This is a genomic window from Piscinibacter sp. PDB5-1, from assembly GCF_056676035.1.
Genome location: NZ_JBWVZL010000003.1, coordinates 46,238 through 60,756 on the forward strand (window position 1 = coordinate 46,238; position 14,519 = coordinate 60,756).

Here is a 14,519-nt window from a genome sequence, read left to right on the forward strand (position 1 = left end):
GGTCCTTTCAATCGATGAGGCGGAGTGGGGGGCAGGGCCGCAGGGAGCCTGGGGCTGGTGCGGTGCCTGAACTCTATTCGATATTTCCATGAGTATGGAAATATAAATTCCACCGACCCCATGGAGGGCCGGGGCGCGGTGGGCGCACCACCCGGCGGCGCTCAGTAATAGGTGACCGTGACGGTGATCGTGTCGACGTAGCTGCCCGGCCGGGCGCTGGTCTGCCGCGCCGGGATGCGGCCCGCGTCTGTGTAGAGGTTGTAGGACAGCGTGTGTACACCGCTGACCAGCCGACGCCCCGCGTAGCTCGACCCGCCGCCGGTGCTCAGGTCGATGCGGTAGGGAATCAGCAGGCCCGCGACACCGCCGCAGCCAGGCGGGTGGCCGATACGCGCAGCGCCAAGGCGCGGGCGTCGGCCTCCTGGAGTGCCGCCCACTGGGCCGCGCGCAGGCGCTCGGTCTCGTCGCGCACGGCCTTGTTGAGGGCCTGGCCCTCGGCGTAGGCGGCCATGTCGGTGGCCACGGTGGCGCCACGGCGCTGGCGTTCTTCCCAGAGTTGGTCGAAATGCTGCAGACGGCGCGCGATGAGGTCGTCGAGCACGTGCGTGCCGAAGGCGGCGCGGGGCGAGGCCGCGAAGGCATGGTCCATCTCGCGACGCACCTCGGCCAGCTCGCGCCGCGCGGCGCGGTGCGATTCGAGGTAGCGCTCGTCGCCGGTGAGCATGAAGCCGCGCTGGCCCGCGCTCAGCTCGGCCAGCAGCGTGCGCGAGCGGTCGAGCATCAACAGCAGGCGCAGCGAATGTTGCCGGGCCGATTCGACGGCTGCGGTGCTGGCCACCTGGCGGTGGCTGGTCCACGCCACTGCCAGCAGGGCCAGAAAGCCGCTGAACAGCAGGGCGAGGGCGATGGGCGTGTACCGGATGCGTGGCACGGGCGGGTCGTTGGCTTCTTGCGCCCACCTGCTCGCGAGCCATTCGAAGGCCGGGGCGCGGTGCGCATCGTGGAGTGCAGCGTTGCGCGTCGCAATACAAAGCTCTTACAGGCGTGGCGCGCAGGGTCTTGGGTGGACAAACGGTTGGGCTTGCGCCAGCGCAACCGGGCCAGGGCGGCGCGGGCAGAACATCCCGGGCAGTCCCATGGGTGTGAAGAGGCCCGAAACGCCATGCCGAAGAACGTGCTCATCCTGCAAGGCCACCCCGACGTGGCCGAACGCCATCTCTGCCATGCCCTCGCCGAGGCCTACGCACGTGGGGCGGCCGAGGGCGGGCACACGGTGCGCAGCGTCGATGTCGGCCAGCTCGACGTGCCGCTCTTGCGCAGCAAGCGTGCCTGGGAGCACGACCCCTTGCCGCCGCAGCTGAAACCCGCGCAGGAGGCCATCGCCTGGGCCGACCACCTGGTGTTGTTCTTTCCGCTGTGGCTGGGCGGCATGCCGGCACTGATGAAGGGCTTTCTCGAACAGGTGGCGCGGCCCGGCTTCGCGTTCGCCTACGGCGAGGGCCTGCCGAAAAAGCTGCTCACCGGCCGCTCGGCCCGGGTGGTGGTCACGATGGGCATGCCGGCACTGGTGTACCGCTGGTACTTCCGTGCGCACAGCCTGAAGGCGCTGGAGCGAAACATCCTCGGCTTCGTCGGCATCGCGCCGATCCACGAAACGCTGGTGGGCATGGTCGAAGGGCTCGACGAGGCGGCGCGCCGGCAGTGGCTGGACAAGCTGGCCGCGCTGGGTCGTCGGGGCGCCTGAGCCGCCGCCTGCGCCAGTTGACCAAGATCAAGGTGGTCGAGCACCTCTCCCTGGAAGATCGACCCCGTCGCCCCGACCGGGGGCTGGTCCGCACATGAAAGGCACGCCATGAAGATTCTTCTTGCCGTCGATGGCAGCGCGTACACCAAGCGCATGCTGGCCTACCTGGCCGCTCACGACGAGTTGCTGGGTGCCAAGCACGAGTTCACCGTGCTGACCGTGGTGCCGAGCATTCCGCCGTATGCGGCCGAGTACCTCGACAAGGTCATGCTCGACCAGTACCACCAGGACGAAGCCAACCGAGTGTTCGACCCGGTGAAAGCCTTCGTCGCGCAGCAAGGCTGGAACGCGAAGTTCGTGTCGGCCTCGGGCTACGCCCCCGACGTGATCGCGCAGCACGCCCAGTCGGGCGGCCACGACCTGCTGGTGCTGGGCTCGCACGGCCACGGGTCCTTGCTGAACGTGGTGATGGGCTCGGTGGCCACGCGCGTGATCGCGACGTGCAAGACCCCGGTGCTCTTGATCCGCTGAACTCACAGGCGCTGCGATGCACGACCAAGAACTGTCCGCCGCGGTGGGGGGTGACACCACCTCTTCGGGCCCGGCCCCGACCCCCGTGACGCGCGAAGAGCGCGAGCGCGAGGCCTGGTTGCCGGCGGTGCAGGCGTCGTTCGCGCCGGCATTGCCGCCGCCGGTGGCCGTGCGCGCCTTGCTTGCGCTGGCCCAGCCGGTGGTGGTGCCGCGCGGGGTGCAGTTCATCTCGCGCGTGCACCCCGCCGAGCATCACTGGCTGCTCTTGACCGGCCACGTCGCCATGGGCCTGGCCGAAGGCGGCCGCATCCGCCAGCAAACGCGTGAGGTGGCCTCAGGTCAGTGGATCGACAACGCCAGCGCGCTGGTCGGTGCCGACGCGTGCTACCTCGAAGACGCGGTCGCCGAACGCGATTCGCTGGTGCTGTCGTTCCCGCACCGCGAGGTGGTGCGCTGTGGCATGCGTCACCCGGTGCTGCTGCTCGGCCTGGCGTCGACCATGGTCGGCCGCGTGCGCCACATGCTGGCCGCCGAGCTGAGCCTGATGCGCCAGAGCACCGAATCTCGCCTGGCCGCCTGGCTGCTGCAAAACGCCGAAGCCGCGCCCGAGGGCGCGAGCTGTGCCACCCGCGTGGTGATGCGTCAGCGCAAGCGCGCCATCGCCTCGCAGTTGGGCGCCACACCCGAGACGCTGTCGCGCGTGCTCAAGCAACTGGCCGTGCGCGGCGCGGCGAGGGTGCAGGGCTACGTGATCGAACTGACCGATCTGAACGCGTTGCGCGAACTGGCAGAACAGGGCCGTTGACGGCCATGAAGGCCCCATGAACACCCTGGCCCTCACGGCCGGTGCCGTGCCCGCCGCGCTCCCCGCGTGGGACGACGCCGAAGAGCTGCAACGCTTCACGCGCTGGTCGCAAACGCCCGAGGGCGCGCGCAGCGCCGAGTCGGTGTTCGCCATCGACGGCATGTACTGCGCCGCCTGCTCGGTCAACATCGAACAGGCCCTCGAACGCGTGCCCGGCGTGCTGTCGGCCGACGTGAACCCTGGCACCCGCCGCGCCCGCGTGCGCTGGGACCCGTCACGCACGCAAGCCTCGAAGCTCGCCGAAGCGGTCGAGCGAGCGGGCTACCGCGCCTACCCGGCCACCTCGCTGCATGCCGAGGCGACGCGCCAGCGCGAGCAGCGCCTGATGCTGTGGCGCCTGTTCGTTGCTGGCTTTTGCATGATGCAAGTGATGATGTACGCGGTGCCCGCGTACTACGCGACACCCGGCGACATGAGCGCCGACATCGCCCGCCTGCTGCAATGGGCGAGCTGGCTGCTGAGCATCCCGGTGCTGGTGTTTTCGGCCGGGCCTTTCTTGCGCGGCGCCTGGGCCGACCTGCGCGCACGCCGCATCGGCATGGACGTGCCGGTGTCGCTGGGCATCGTCGTCACCTTCGTGGCCAGCACCGGCGCGGCCTTCAGCCCCGGTGGCATCTTCGGCCACGAGGCCTACTTCGACTCGCTGACGATGTTCGTCTTCTTCCTGCTGGGCGGGCGCTACCTCGAAATGCGCGCACGCAACGCCACGCTGGGAGCGCTCGACGAGCTGATGCTGCGCCTGCCCGAAACCGTTGAACGCCTCACGGCCGATGGCGGCAGCGAACCGGTGCACGTCGCGCGCCTCGCGCCGGGCGACCGCGTGCGCGTGCGGCCCGGCCAAGCCATGCCGGCCGACGGCGTGCTCGACGAAGGCATGACGCAGGTGGACGAAGCCCTGCTCACCGGCGAGTCGCGCCCGCTGTCGCGCGCCGTGGGCCAGGCGGTGATGGCCGGCAGCTTCAACCTCGGGGCGCCGGTGGTGCTGCGCGTCGTGCGCGCGGGCCAGGACACCCGCTACGCGCAGATCGTGGCGCTGATGGAGCGTGCCGCCACCGACCGGCCCGAGGCCGTGCGCCAGGCCGACCGCATCGCCGGACCCTTTTTGTGGGTCGTGCTGCTGCTGGCGCTGGGTGCGGCGGTGGCCTGGGCCTTCATCGACCCCTCGCGCAGCGTGTGGGTGGCGGTGTCGGTGCTGATCGTCACCTGCCCGTGTGCGCTGTCGCTGGCCACGCCCTCGGCCTTGCTGACCGCCGCCGGCACGCTGGCGCGGTCGGGCGTGCTGGTGCAGCGGTTGTCGGCGCTCGAAGCGCTGGCGCATGCCGACCTCTTTGTGTTCGACAAGACCGGCACGCTGACCGAAGACCGGTTGGTGCTCGCCGAGGTGAGCACCGAGCCGGGCTGGACCGATGGCCAGGCCTTGATGCACGCCAGCGCGCTGGCCGCAGCCTCGCTGCACCCGGTGTCGCGCGCGCTGGTCGAAGCCGCGCCGCAATCGCCGGTCGTGCTGCGCGACGTGCGCGAGTTGTCGGGGCAGGGCGTCGAAGGCCGCAGCGCAGATGGCCGTTTCTGGCGGCTCGGCTCGTGGCGCTTCGCCCACCCGCACCTGCCCGCGGTGCCGAGCGCGCGCGCCTCGGCCTGCCTGTCGGTGGATGGCCGGCCGGTCGCCCATTTCGAATTCGAAGAGCGCCTGCGCGACGACGCCCGCGACGCGGTGCGCAGGCTGCGCGCCGGCGGCGCCCGCGCGATGCTGTTGTCGGGCGACCAGTGGGCCTCGGCCGAGCGCGTGGCCCACAGCGTGGGCCTCGCCGAAGTGCATGCCGGCGTGTCGCCGGAAGACAAGCTGCGCGTGGTGGGCGACTTGCAGGCCTCGGGCCGCCGCGTGGTGATGGTCGGCGACGGAGTCAACGACGGCCCGGTGCTGGCGCGCGCCGACGTGTCCGTGGCCATGGGGCAGGGCGCACCGCTGGCCCGCGCGCAGGCCGACTTCACGCTGATGAGCGGCCGCCTGGGCGACCTGGTGCGCGCTCGGCGCCTGTCGATCAAGGTGCTGCGGGTGATCCGCGAAAACCTGGCCTGGGCCGCCATCTACAACGCGGTGAGCGTGCCGCTCGCGCTGCTGGGCTACATGCCGCCATGGCTCGCAGGCCTCGGCATGGCGCTCAGCTCGCTGCTGGTGGTGATGAACGCGCAGCGCCTGCGCCGATGGGCCTGAGCGCCGCCGCGCGCCAGCCCTGCGGGCCTTCATGCGAACGCTGCCAGCAAGCGCCTCTCGATTGACCCGACCCACGGAGCGCATCCGCCATGGACATCCTCTTTCTTCTCGTTCCGCTGTCCGTCGTGGCCGTGATGGCCATCCTCGCGCTGTTCGCGTGGGCGCTGTACCGCGGCCAGTTCGACAACGTCGAGCGCGAGGGCGAACGCATCTTGTGGGACGAGGGCACGCCGCCCGCTCCCGCACAGCCCAAAGCTTGATCGCCATCAAGAGCAAAAACCCCTCGGCCCGAAACAATTCGAGCGAAGAGTCAAGGAGCCCTTTCCCATGAGTGCCATGAGTGCGACAACCCCCCAAACCGCTGCACCAGCGGTGAAATACGACGACACCGCCGTGCGCCAGTTCACCATCATGTCGGTGGTCTGGGGCATCGTCGGCATGACCGTCGGCGTGTTCATCGCCGCGCAGCTGGCGTGGCCTGAGCTGAACTTCGGCATCCCGTGGCTGAGCTATGGCCGGCTGCGCCCGCTGCACACCAACGCGGTGATCTTCGCCTTCGGTGGCTGCGCGCTCTTTGCGACCAGCTACTACGTGGTGCAGCGCACCTGCCAGGTCAAGATCTTCGCGCCCTGGCTCGCCGCCTTCACTTTCTGGGGCTGGCAGGCGGTGATCGTCGCGGCGGCCGTCTCGCTGCCGCTGGGCTTCACGAGCGGCAAGGAATACGCCGAACTCGAGTGGCCCATCGACGTGCTGATCACGCTGGTCTGGGTGTCTTACGCGATCGTTTTCTTCGGCACCATCGCCATGCGCAAGGTGCGCCACATCTACGTGGCGAACTGGTTCTTCGGTGGATTCATCCTGGCCGTGGCCTTGCTGCACCTGGTCAACAGCGCGGCCATCCCGGTGAGCTTCATGAAGAGCTACAGCGCCTATGCCGGCGTGCAAGACGCGATGGTGCAGTGGTGGTACGGCCACAACGCGGTGGGCTTCTTCCTGACCGCGGGCTTCCTGGGGATGATGTATTACTTCATCCCGAAGCAGGCCGAGCGGCCGGTGTACAGCTACCGCTTGAGCATCGTGCACTTCTGGGCGCTGATCTTCACGTACATGTGGGCGGGCCCGCACCACTTGCACTTCACCGCGCTGCCTGACTGGGCGCAATCGGTGGGCATGCTGTTCTCGCTGATCCTGCTGGCGCCCAGCTGGGGCGGCATGATCAACGGGATCATGACCCTGTCGGGTGCGTGGCACAAACTGCGTGAAGACCCGATCCTGAAGTTCCTGATCGTGGCGCTGTCGTTCTACGGCATGTCCACCTTCGAGGGTCCGATGATGTCGATCAAGACGGTGAATGCACTCTCGCACTACACCGACTGGACCATCGGCCACGTGCATTCGGGCGCGCTCGGCTGGGTCGGCCTGATCTCGATGGGCTCCCTGTACTACCTGATCCCGCGCATGTTCGGGCAGAAGCAGATGTTCAGCGTCAAGGCCATCGAGCTGCACTTCTGGGTCGCCACCATCGGCATCGTGCTGTACATCGCCGCGATGTGGATCGCCGGCGTGATGCAGGGAATGATGTGGCGTGCGATCAATGCCGACGGCACGCTGACCTACAGCTTCGTCGAGAGCGTGAAGGCCACCTACCCGTACTACGTGGTGCGCGTGCTGGGCGGCGTGCTGTACCTGGCCGGCATGTTCATCATGGCCTGGAACACCTGGATGACCGCTCGCGGCCCGCGCACGGCCACCGCGCCCGCCCAGCTGGCCGCCGCCTGAACGACCCCGACTTCAACAAACGACGCAATAAGGAAGTCCCATGGCTGCGCATGACCAAAAGATCGACACTTTCTCGCACGAGAAGATCGAAACCAACAGCTTCTTGATGATCGTGCTGATCGTGCTGGTGGTTTCCATCGGCGGGCTGGTCGAGATCGTGCCGCTCTTCTTCCAGAAGAGCACCACCGAAGCGGTGACCGGCCTCAAGCCCTACACCCCCCTGCAACTCGTCGGCCGCGACATCTACATCCGCGAGGGTTGCTACAACTGCCATTCGCAGATGATCCGGCCCTTCCGCGCCGAGACCATGCGCTACGGCCACTACTCGGTGGCGGGCGAGTTTGTCTATGACCACCCCTTCCAGTGGGGCAGCAAGCGCACCGGCCCCGACCTGCACCGCGTGGGTGGGCGCTACAGCGACGAGTGGCACCGCCTGCACCTGAACAACCCGCGCGACGTGGTGCCCGAGTCGAACATGCCGGCCTACCCGTGGCTGGAGAAGACCGCCGTCAACCCGGCCGACCCGGCGCCGCGCATGAAGGCGCTGCGCGTGGTGGGCGTGCCCTACACCGACGACGAGATCGCCAAGGCGGCCGAGGCCGTGAAGAGCAAGACCGAAATGGACGCGCTGATCGCCTACCTGCAGGTGCTCGGCACGGCCGTGAAGTAAGGAGCGAAGCGCCATGAACCTCGACCCCCTGCTGGACGTGAACACCCTTCGCGCCATCGTGACCGTCGTGTCGCTGGGCATCTTCGTGGGCATCTGGGCCTGGGCCTGGTCCCGCAAGAACCGGGCGCGCTTCGAAGACGCAGCCGGCCTTCCTTTCGATTCGGAGTGAGAGACACGCCATGAGCGATTTCGTCAACAGTGGCTGGTCCACCTACATCGCCGTTGCCACCATCGTCAGCATCGTCGCGTGCCTGCTGCTGCTCATCGTGGCCAGCAAGCGCAAGGTCATGTCGAACGACAACACCACGGGCCACGTCTGGGACGAGGACCTGCGCGAGCTGAACAACCCGCTGCCCATGTGGTGGATGGGCCTGTTCGTGCTGACCATCGTCTTCTCGGGCATCTACCTCGTGCTGTACCCGGGCCTGGGCACCTACCAGGGCACGAACGGTTGGAGCCAGGCCGGCGCCTACGAGGCCGAAGTGGCCAAGGCCAAGAAAGACCTGGCCCCGCTGTATGCGCGTTTCGACGCGCTGAGCGTGCCGCAACTGGCCGCCGACCCGGCCGCGCACGGCGTCGGTGAGCGCCTGTACATCAACAACTGCGCGCAATGCCATGGGTCCGACGCCCGCGGCAGCAAGGGCTTCCCGAACCTGACCGACAACGACTGGCTCTGGGGCGGCGCGCCCGAGCAGATCATCGAGACCATCGCCAAGGGCCGCAACGGCGTGATGCCGCCCATGGCCGAAGCCATTGGCGGCGGCGAGAACGTGCGCAATGTCGCGCAGTACGTGCTGAGCCTGTCGGGCAGCCCCAGCAACTCGATCCAGGCGCACCTGGGCCGCGAGAAGTTCGCTGCCTGCGCGGCCTGCCACGGCAACAAGGGGCAGGGCAACACCGCACTCGGCGCGCCCAACCTGACCGACAAGGTCTGGCTGCACGGCTGGGGCGAGAAGGCCATCGCCGAGATGGTGAACAAGGGCAAGAACAACCAGATGCCGGCCCACGCCGACAAGCTGACGCCTTCGCAGATCCGCGTGCTCGCCGCTTACGTCTGGGGCCTGTCGCAGAGCCCGGCCACGCAAGCCGCGGTGCCCGTGCCGGCGGCCGCAGTCAGCCCGACATCGGCCAGCGCAGTGGCCGCGGGCGAAAGCCCGGCGAAGTGAGGACGCGAGCGCCGTCAACCAGGACCTGTTGGTGAACGCCCCCAAGCACCCCGTCATCCCCATTCGCCCCTTGCCGGCGGACGACGAAGACACCGCCGAGATCGTCTCGCTGTTCGAGCGCCAGAAGAAGATCTACGCGCGCTCGGTCAGCGGCTGGTTCGCCGGCTGGCGCTGGGCGCTGGTGTGGCTCACGCAACTGGTGTTCTACGGCCTGCCGTGGCTACCCTGGAACGGCCGCCAGGCGGTGCTGTTCGACCTGTCGGCACGGCGCTTCTACATCTTCGATCTGGTCCTGTACCCGCAGGACTTCATCTACCTCACCGGCCTCTTGGTCGTGAGCGCGCTCGGCCTGTTTCTCTTCACCGCCGTGGCGGGGCGCTTGTGGTGCGGCTATGCCTGCCCGCAGACGGTCTACACCGAGATCTACATGTGGGTCGAGCGCAAGAGCGAGGGCGACCGCATCGCCCGCATGCGCCTCGACGAAGGCCCCTGGAACTTCAACAAGTTGTGGCGAAAGTCGGCCAAGCAGGCTGCGTGGATCGGCATCGGCCTGTGGACGGGTTTCACCTTCGTCGGCTACTTCACGCCCATCCAGCACCTGTGGGCCGAGTCGTTCACGCTCGGCTTCGGGCCCTGGGAATGGTTCTGGGTGCTGTTCTACGGCTTTGCGACCTATGGCAACGCCGGCTACATGCGCGAGCAGGTGTGCAAATACATGTGCCCGTACGCGCGCTTCCAGAGCGCGATGTTCGACCGCGACACGATGATCATCACCTACGACCAGGCGCGTGGTGACCCCCGGGGTTCGCGCTCGAAGAAGGTGAACCCGAAAGAAAAAGGCCTGGGCGACTGCATCGACTGCACCCTGTGCGTGCAGGTGTGCCCGACCGGCATCGACATCCGCGACGGCCTGCAGTACGAGTGCATCGGCTGCGCCGCGTGCATCGACGTGTGCGACGGCGTGATGGACAAGATGGGCTACGAGCGCGGCCTCATCCGCTACTCGACGCAGAACGGCATCGAAGGCCGCTGGAGTCGCCTGCAGATGTTCAAGCGCGCTGTGCGGCCGCGCGTGCTGATCTACAGCACCATCTTGCTGGCCATCACCGTCGCGTTCGTCACGAGCATTGCCATGCGCAGCCCGTTCAAGGTCGACGTGATCCGAGACCGGGGCTCGCTCGCGCGCATCGTCGACGAAGGCCGCATCGAGAACGTCTACCGCCTGCAGGTCATGAACAGCACCGAGCGAACGCAGCGCTACGCCGTCGGCGTCGATGGCCTGCCGGGCCTCGTGGTGGCGGGCGTGACATCGCCGGTCGAGATCGGCCCGGCCGAGTCGCGCTGGGTGGCGGTGCGGGTACAACTGCCGCCCGAAGCCGCCGCCGAGGTGGCCGGCCGGTCGAGCCCCATCCGCTTTCGCATCGAACGCCTGGCCGACGGCGACGACGCGGCCCGCGCCATCCACGAGAAGTCCACCTTCCTCGTGCCGCGCTGAACCTCACATTGAAGGACTCGTCATGATCGCCACCCGCATTCCCGCCGTCCCCGTGCCCACCACCCGCCCGTGGTGGCGCGAGCCGATGATGTGGCTGGTGCTGGGGGGGCCGGCGGTCGTGGTGGTGGCGGGCATCGCCACCTTCGTGATCGCGGCCTCGCAGCCCGACCCCCTGATCGCCGACGACTACTACCGCCGCGGCCTGGAAATCAACAAGACGATGGCCGAGCGCGCCGCGTCGGACACGGCTGCCGTGCCGGCCCCGGCCTTGCGCCCGGCCATGCAGGCGCGCAACCACGCGGCCACGCCCGTGCAGGCCACGGCCGCTGAAGCCCCCGCCGGCGCTGCGCGCTGATCCACACATCACCGCCCATACCACCGCACGCACGGCCCATGAAACAACGACTGCTGAACATCGCCTGGCCGTCTTTCCTGGTGGCCGGGCTGCTCGAAATGCTGGTCTTCGCCCTCGTGGACCCGGACGCACTGCACGGCTTCAACGGCGAACAGCTCGACCTGTCGCGCCCGGCGATCTACACGCTGGCGTTCTTTCTGTTCTGGGCGGCCGCGTTCGCGTCGGCCGCGCTGAGCCTGTGGATGGCCGAGGCGCCCGCCAAGCCGCGGGCCTGACGCCCCACCCAACGAGCAACGCGCGCCGCGCCCCGCGGCCGCCGGCACCGCTGGCAGCGTCTCGCCGCACCCGACGCGCAGCGGCTGCGTTCAAGGCGACCCCTCGGACGGGCCCGGCTACGCACTTTCCCCGAGGCGCCACAACACTCCTGTACAAGCCCGACAGGCGCATGATCTGAATCATCGTGAATCCAACGTTCTAGGGGCGCAGACACGGGTTTGCGGTGACATGGCAGTGATGGACATCCGGGTTTCCTCGCCTTTGGGTTCTGCGGTCTACCCGCGCTCCGATCCCGCGTGCGGGCGCATGCACATCCAGCGCGATGGCTATCTGTACGTTGGGCACATGCAAGACCTGACCACGCAGCGCCATTCGGTGACGCTGTACATCGTGCTCGAAGGCGAGCCGTTCACCATCAAGACACTCAAGAAGCCGATGCTCAGCGCCAGCGCTGCGAGCGTGGGCAGCGGGGTGTACAAGCGCTTTGTGGGGGGCTCGTCGACTGTCGTCAGTCTCGACATCAACCCGACGCACCGCTGCTTTCGAACGCTGGCCCGTGCGTTTCGCTCGGTGCAGGCCTGGCCCCGCGAGCACTTCGAATCGGATTTCGCCGATCTCTCGGCCTTTGGCTCCGGTGAGACCAGCTACTCGCAGGCCACCGAGCTTTACCGGCGCATGGTCGATCGGGCCATGGAACGCGCACCCGCAATGAAGCCGATGGACCCGCGCGTGCGCGAGGTCATGAAGCTGCTGCGTGAGCAGCCCGGCCTGACCACGGAGCAACTGGCCGAGGCGGTCAACCTGTCGCGCGACTGGTTGGTGCACCTGTTCACCGAAGAGGCCGGCATCACCTTGCGCAGGTACGAGCAAGTGCTCAAGCTGCAGGCTGCGGCTGTGTACTTGCAGCGCGGCATCAGCCTCACCGAGGTGGCTGCGAACGCCGGCTTCGCCGATCTGGCGCACTTCTCGAAGCTGTGGAAGCTGCAGTACGGCTTCACCCCGCAAAGGGCCTTCAACAACGACGAACTGTCGATCGATCCGATCCCGTGGCCGTCATGCCTGGACCTCGCGCTGCCCGGCACGCGGACAACGGACTGATCCGACATCGACAAAAAGGCTGCCCACGGGCAGCCTTTTGAAGGGGGCCGGCAGGCACCCGTTTGCCGGCCTCACGCACCCATCAGCGCAAAGCGGCGCGCACGTTGTTGTAGACGCTGCCGTCCGTCAGCAACGAGAGGTGGCCGACGCTGGCCACCTGGGTGCTGTTGCCGCAACGTGCGCTCGACGCCGGCAGGATGATGCCGTCGGTGGCCGACCACAGCGAGCGGTCGCAACCCCGGCCCGCCAGACGGATCAGGAACAGCGAGCCCGCGCGCATGTCGAAGCAGGCCGGGCTGAAGCAACCCCAAGCCGTGGTCGTGCCGCTGTGCGGCGTGCCGAGGGTGACGAAGCGGCGCATCTGCGAGCTGCCCCCGTTGAACACGCGGTAGGCGCGCGACACCAGGCCGCCATTCGAGTGCGCCACGATGCTGATGTTCTCGCCGTGGCGGGCACGCACGGTGCTGGCATAGCTGGCGAGCTGCGCGCCCGAGACGGTGTCGCTGACGGCCAGCGAGGCGTAGTCGAACGTGTAGAGCTTGTTCGACGGGTAGCCGCTCGAACGGAAGCGCGACACCATCGTGGACCAGTTCGAGCCGCTGCCACCATAGCCGTGCACGAAGATGATCGGTTCGGTCTGGGCGACGGCGGCGCCGCTGGACAGCGTGGCGGCCAGGGCCAGGGCGGAAAGAAGGCCAAGTCTCTTTTTCATAGGGGTCTCCACAAGTGAGTTTGGTGTTGCCGTCTGTGGTGGAAACGCTGGCGGGGCCAACACGAATCACCTGCGGCAGACACATCTTGGGTCACCTGAAAAATTCTGACATTGGATATTTCCCGATTCGGGTTTTGCGAAGCGCTCTTGCACAAGCCGAGGCCCGCGGCTTGCGCTAAACACTGACGCCCCGACAGCAGGCCAGTAAGTCGGCGGCCCTCAACGGGGCCGCTGGTCAGGCCGCCGGCGCCGGGCTCGACCCGCCGTCCACCGTGCTGCGGTAGGCGTGCCAGCTGGCGTGCCCGATCACCGGGGCCACGACCAGCAGGCCGATAAAGCCGGGCAGCATGGCCAGGCCGATCAGCACCGCGATGGTGAAGCCCCAGCACGCGAGCACCGGCGTTTGCCGCAGCACGAGGCGCAGGCTCACCAGCGCGGCGGTGATGGCATCGACCTGACGGTCGAGGATCATCGGGATCGACACCACCGAGATCGCAAAGATCAGCCCCGCGAAGATCGCGCCGGTGGAGACGTAGGTGACGATGAAGCCCAGGTTCTCGGGGTCGATCAGCTTGAGCAGCGAGCCGTGAAAGTCGGGCATGCCCTCGAAGCTGACCGCAAAGATCACCAGCGCCACACGGCCCCACAGCATCTCGATCACCAGCAGCGCGAAGCCGAAGATGGCGAGCGTGCCGGTGCGCGTGTCCCAGGCCATCAGCGAGTCGCCGAAGTCGGGTTGCTCGCCGCGTTCGAGCTGCCGGCTCACGTGGTACAGCCCCATGCAGACGAAGGGCCCCATCAGCAGAAAGCCGGCCGACAACGCCAGCACGTAGGCCGGCGCGGCGCGGTACATCCACAAGAGCGCCCAGCCCATGCCGACGAAGCACGCGCCGTAGAACAGGCCGATGCCCGGCGCGCGGGCGAAGTCGCGCAGGCCCAGCGACAGCCAGCGCGGAATGTCGCGCAGCCGCACCCGGTAGAGCGGAATGTCGAAGGCGGTCGGGGCCGGCGTGGGCGGGGTTTCCGCGGGGCTGTCGGGCGATGTGTCCATGGCGGCGTGATCCTCACCAGGCGCATGTCGAACTTGTTTGACCTGGCGCAAAGCGCGCGGGCCGATCAGGGCATTCACCGAGCCGGTGGCTGCGCTTCAGCAGATGAGCAGGTGCTGCGGTTGGGCGACCGTGCTGTATTCGGCCCACCAGTAGTGCGGGTCTTGCAGCAGCACGAAGCGCCGCTCGGCGTTGGCGTACTGGTCGGTGAAGCGTTCGCTCATCGTGACGCAGACCGAGCCCGGCTCGGGGTAGTCGGCCGAGGCGTCGTGAACGAAGTTGCCGCGTTGCAGCTCGGCATCGACGATGTCTTGCAGCGCCGGGTGCAGCCGGTGCAGCAGGGCCAGCACCTCGTCGCGCCGCGCCGCCTGCTCGGCGGGCGAGAAGCCCTTCATCGACCCGTCTTCGTTGTGGAACTCGGGGTCGAAGTGGCCCGACTCTTTCAAGGCCGCCAACTCGTCGGGGCTCAGGAAGCCCGGCTGCGACGGGTCCACGCCGTCGTCGCGCTGGTTCGGGTGGAGGCAGGCTTCGGTGTAGCGCGCGGACTGTCGCGGTGCGTTCATGCGC

At 68.0% G+C, this 14,519-nt stretch carries 17 protein-coding genes; 13 read left to right on the plus strand and 4 right to left on the minus strand.

Annotation, left to right across the window (positions count from 1 at the left end; genetic code table 11):
* Positions 1 to 346: 346 nt before the first annotated feature.
* On the minus strand, positions 347 to 931 hold the full coding sequence (locus AC1KAT_RS13095) for a CHASE3 domain-containing protein (RefSeq protein ID WP_480326605.1): 585 nt from the start codon (positions 929 to 931) through the stop codon (positions 347 to 349).
* 231 nt (positions 932 to 1,162) lie between these two features.
* Here AC1KAT_RS13095 and AC1KAT_RS13100 point away from each other — a divergent pair, with 231 nt between their 5' ends.
* The 13 genes from AC1KAT_RS13100 (at position 1,163) to AC1KAT_RS13160 (ending at position 12,191) form a co-directional block, all read left to right on the plus strand.
* Positions 1,163 to 1,744, plus strand: a complete 582-nt coding sequence (locus AC1KAT_RS13100; RefSeq protein WP_480326607.1) for an NAD(P)H-dependent oxidoreductase — start codon at positions 1,163 to 1,165, stop codon at positions 1,742 to 1,744.
* A gap of 108 nt (positions 1,745 to 1,852) precedes the next feature.
* Positions 1,853 to 2,275 (plus strand): universal stress protein, encoded by a 423-nt coding sequence (locus tag AC1KAT_RS13105; RefSeq protein ID WP_480326609.1) that lies wholly within the window; start codon positions 1,853 to 1,855, stop codon positions 2,273 to 2,275.
* A 16-nt stretch (positions 2,276 to 2,291) separates the two neighbouring features.
* Positions 2,292 to 3,080, plus strand: a complete 789-nt coding sequence (locus tag AC1KAT_RS13110) for a Crp/Fnr family transcriptional regulator (RefSeq protein WP_480326611.1) — start codon at positions 2,292 to 2,294, stop codon at positions 3,078 to 3,080.
* A gap of 16 nt (positions 3,081 to 3,096) precedes the next feature.
* A complete protein-coding gene (locus tag AC1KAT_RS13115) occupies positions 3,097 to 5,352 on the plus strand; it encodes a heavy metal translocating P-type ATPase (RefSeq protein WP_480326613.1) in 2,256 nt (751 codons plus the stop codon).
* 89 nt (positions 5,353 to 5,441) lie between these two features.
* Positions 5,442 to 5,612 carry a cbb3-type cytochrome oxidase assembly protein CcoS gene (gene ccoS, locus AC1KAT_RS13120; protein ID WP_480326615.1) on the plus strand — a complete coding sequence of 57 codons (171 nt, stop codon included), beginning with the start codon at positions 5,442 to 5,444 and terminating at the stop codon, positions 5,610 to 5,612.
* A 76-nt stretch (positions 5,613 to 5,688) separates the two neighbouring features.
* The gene (gene ccoN / locus AC1KAT_RS13125; RefSeq protein WP_480327750.1) at positions 5,689 to 7,131 is read left to right on the plus strand and encodes a cytochrome-c oxidase, cbb3-type subunit I; all 1,443 of its coding nucleotides are present in this window, start codon (positions 5,689 to 5,691) and stop codon (positions 7,129 to 7,131) included.
* 40 nt (positions 7,132 to 7,171) lie between these two features.
* Positions 7,172 to 7,801, plus strand: coding sequence for a cytochrome-c oxidase, cbb3-type subunit II (gene ccoO / locus AC1KAT_RS13130; protein WP_480326617.1), 630 nt, complete (start codon positions 7,172 to 7,174; stop codon positions 7,799 to 7,801).
* 13 nt (positions 7,802 to 7,814) lie between these two features.
* Complete coding sequence (locus AC1KAT_RS13135; protein WP_480326619.1) at positions 7,815 to 7,970, plus strand: cbb3-type cytochrome oxidase subunit 3; 156 nt, start codon at positions 7,815 to 7,817, stop codon at positions 7,968 to 7,970.
* A 10-nt stretch (positions 7,971 to 7,980) separates the two neighbouring features.
* Positions 7,981 to 8,967: a cytochrome-c oxidase, cbb3-type subunit III gene (gene ccoP, locus AC1KAT_RS13140; RefSeq protein WP_480326621.1), complete on the plus strand. Its 987-nt coding sequence runs from the start codon at positions 7,981 to 7,983 to the stop codon at positions 8,965 to 8,967.
* Between the two features lie 31 nt (positions 8,968 to 8,998).
* Complete coding sequence (ccoG, locus tag AC1KAT_RS13145; RefSeq protein ID WP_480326623.1) at positions 8,999 to 10,462, plus strand: cytochrome c oxidase accessory protein CcoG; 1,464 nt, start codon at positions 8,999 to 9,001, stop codon at positions 10,460 to 10,462.
* 22 nt (positions 10,463 to 10,484) lie between these two features.
* Positions 10,485 to 10,817, plus strand: a complete 333-nt coding sequence (locus AC1KAT_RS13150; RefSeq protein ID WP_480326625.1) for a FixH family protein — start codon at positions 10,485 to 10,487, stop codon at positions 10,815 to 10,817.
* 38 nt (positions 10,818 to 10,855) lie between these two features.
* Positions 10,856 to 11,092 (plus strand): hypothetical protein, encoded by a 237-nt coding sequence (locus tag AC1KAT_RS13155; protein ID WP_480326627.1) that lies wholly within the window; start codon positions 10,856 to 10,858, stop codon positions 11,090 to 11,092.
* Between the two features lie 346 nt (positions 11,093 to 11,438).
* On the plus strand, positions 11,439 to 12,191 hold the full coding sequence (locus tag AC1KAT_RS13160) for a helix-turn-helix transcriptional regulator (RefSeq protein ID WP_480326629.1): 753 nt from the start codon (positions 11,439 to 11,441) through the stop codon (positions 12,189 to 12,191).
* Between the two features lie 82 nt (positions 12,192 to 12,273).
* Here AC1KAT_RS13160 and AC1KAT_RS13165 read toward each other — a convergent pair whose 3' ends face one another.
* From AC1KAT_RS13165 to AC1KAT_RS13175, 3 genes are all read right to left on the minus strand, one after another.
* Entirely contained in the window at positions 12,274 to 12,903 is a 630-nt protein-coding gene (locus AC1KAT_RS13165; protein ID WP_480326631.1) for an esterase/lipase family protein, read from the minus strand.
* A 235-nt stretch (positions 12,904 to 13,138) separates the two neighbouring features.
* Positions 13,139 to 13,954 (minus strand): DUF2189 domain-containing protein, encoded by an 816-nt coding sequence (locus tag AC1KAT_RS13170; protein WP_480326633.1) that lies wholly within the window; start codon positions 13,952 to 13,954, stop codon positions 13,139 to 13,141.
* Between the two features lie 96 nt (positions 13,955 to 14,050).
* A complete protein-coding gene (locus AC1KAT_RS13175) occupies positions 14,051 to 14,515 on the minus strand; it encodes a hypothetical protein (protein ID WP_480326635.1) in 465 nt (154 codons plus the stop codon).
* Positions 14,516 to 14,519: the final 4 nt, after the last annotated feature.

Coding starts and splice junctions, on each gene's coding strand:
- AC1KAT_RS13100 (WP_480326607.1), top strand. CDS start 1,163: ATGCCGAAGAACGTGCTCATCCTGCAAGGCCACCCCGACGTGGCCGAA.
- AC1KAT_RS13105 (WP_480326609.1), top strand. CDS start 1,853: ATGAAGATTCTTCTTGCCGTCGATGGCAGCGCGTACACCAAGCGCATG.
- AC1KAT_RS13110 (WP_480326611.1), top strand. CDS start 2,292: ATGCACGACCAAGAACTGTCCGCCGCGGTGGGGGGTGACACCACCTCT.
- AC1KAT_RS13115 (WP_480326613.1), top strand. CDS start 3,097: ATGAACACCCTGGCCCTCACGGCCGGTGCCGTGCCCGCCGCGCTCCCC.
- ccoS (WP_480326615.1), top strand. CDS start 5,442: ATGGACATCCTCTTTCTTCTCGTTCCGCTGTCCGTCGTGGCCGTGATG.
- ccoN (WP_480327750.1), top strand. CDS start 5,689: ATGAGTGCGACAACCCCCCAAACCGCTGCACCAGCGGTGAAATACGAC.
- ccoO (WP_480326617.1), top strand. CDS start 7,172: ATGGCTGCGCATGACCAAAAGATCGACACTTTCTCGCACGAGAAGATC.
- AC1KAT_RS13135 (WP_480326619.1), top strand. CDS start 7,815: ATGAACCTCGACCCCCTGCTGGACGTGAACACCCTTCGCGCCATCGTG.
- ccoP (WP_480326621.1), top strand. CDS start 7,981: ATGAGCGATTTCGTCAACAGTGGCTGGTCCACCTACATCGCCGTTGCC.
- AC1KAT_RS13150 (WP_480326625.1), top strand. CDS start 10,485: ATGATCGCCACCCGCATTCCCGCCGTCCCCGTGCCCACCACCCGCCCG.
- AC1KAT_RS13155 (WP_480326627.1), top strand. CDS start 10,856: ATGAAACAACGACTGCTGAACATCGCCTGGCCGTCTTTCCTGGTGGCC.
- AC1KAT_RS13160 (WP_480326629.1), top strand. CDS start 11,439: ATGCAAGACCTGACCACGCAGCGCCATTCGGTGACGCTGTACATCGTG.
- AC1KAT_RS13165 (WP_480326631.1), bottom strand. CDS start 12,903: ATGAAAAAGAGACTTGGCCTTCTTTCCGCCCTGGCCCTGGCCGCCACG.
- AC1KAT_RS13170 (WP_480326633.1), bottom strand. CDS start 13,954: ATGGACACATCGCCCGACAGCCCCGCGGAAACCCCGCCCACGCCGGCC.
- AC1KAT_RS13175 (WP_480326635.1), bottom strand. CDS start 14,515: ATGAACGCACCGCGACAGTCCGCGCGCTACACCGAAGCCTGCCTCCAC.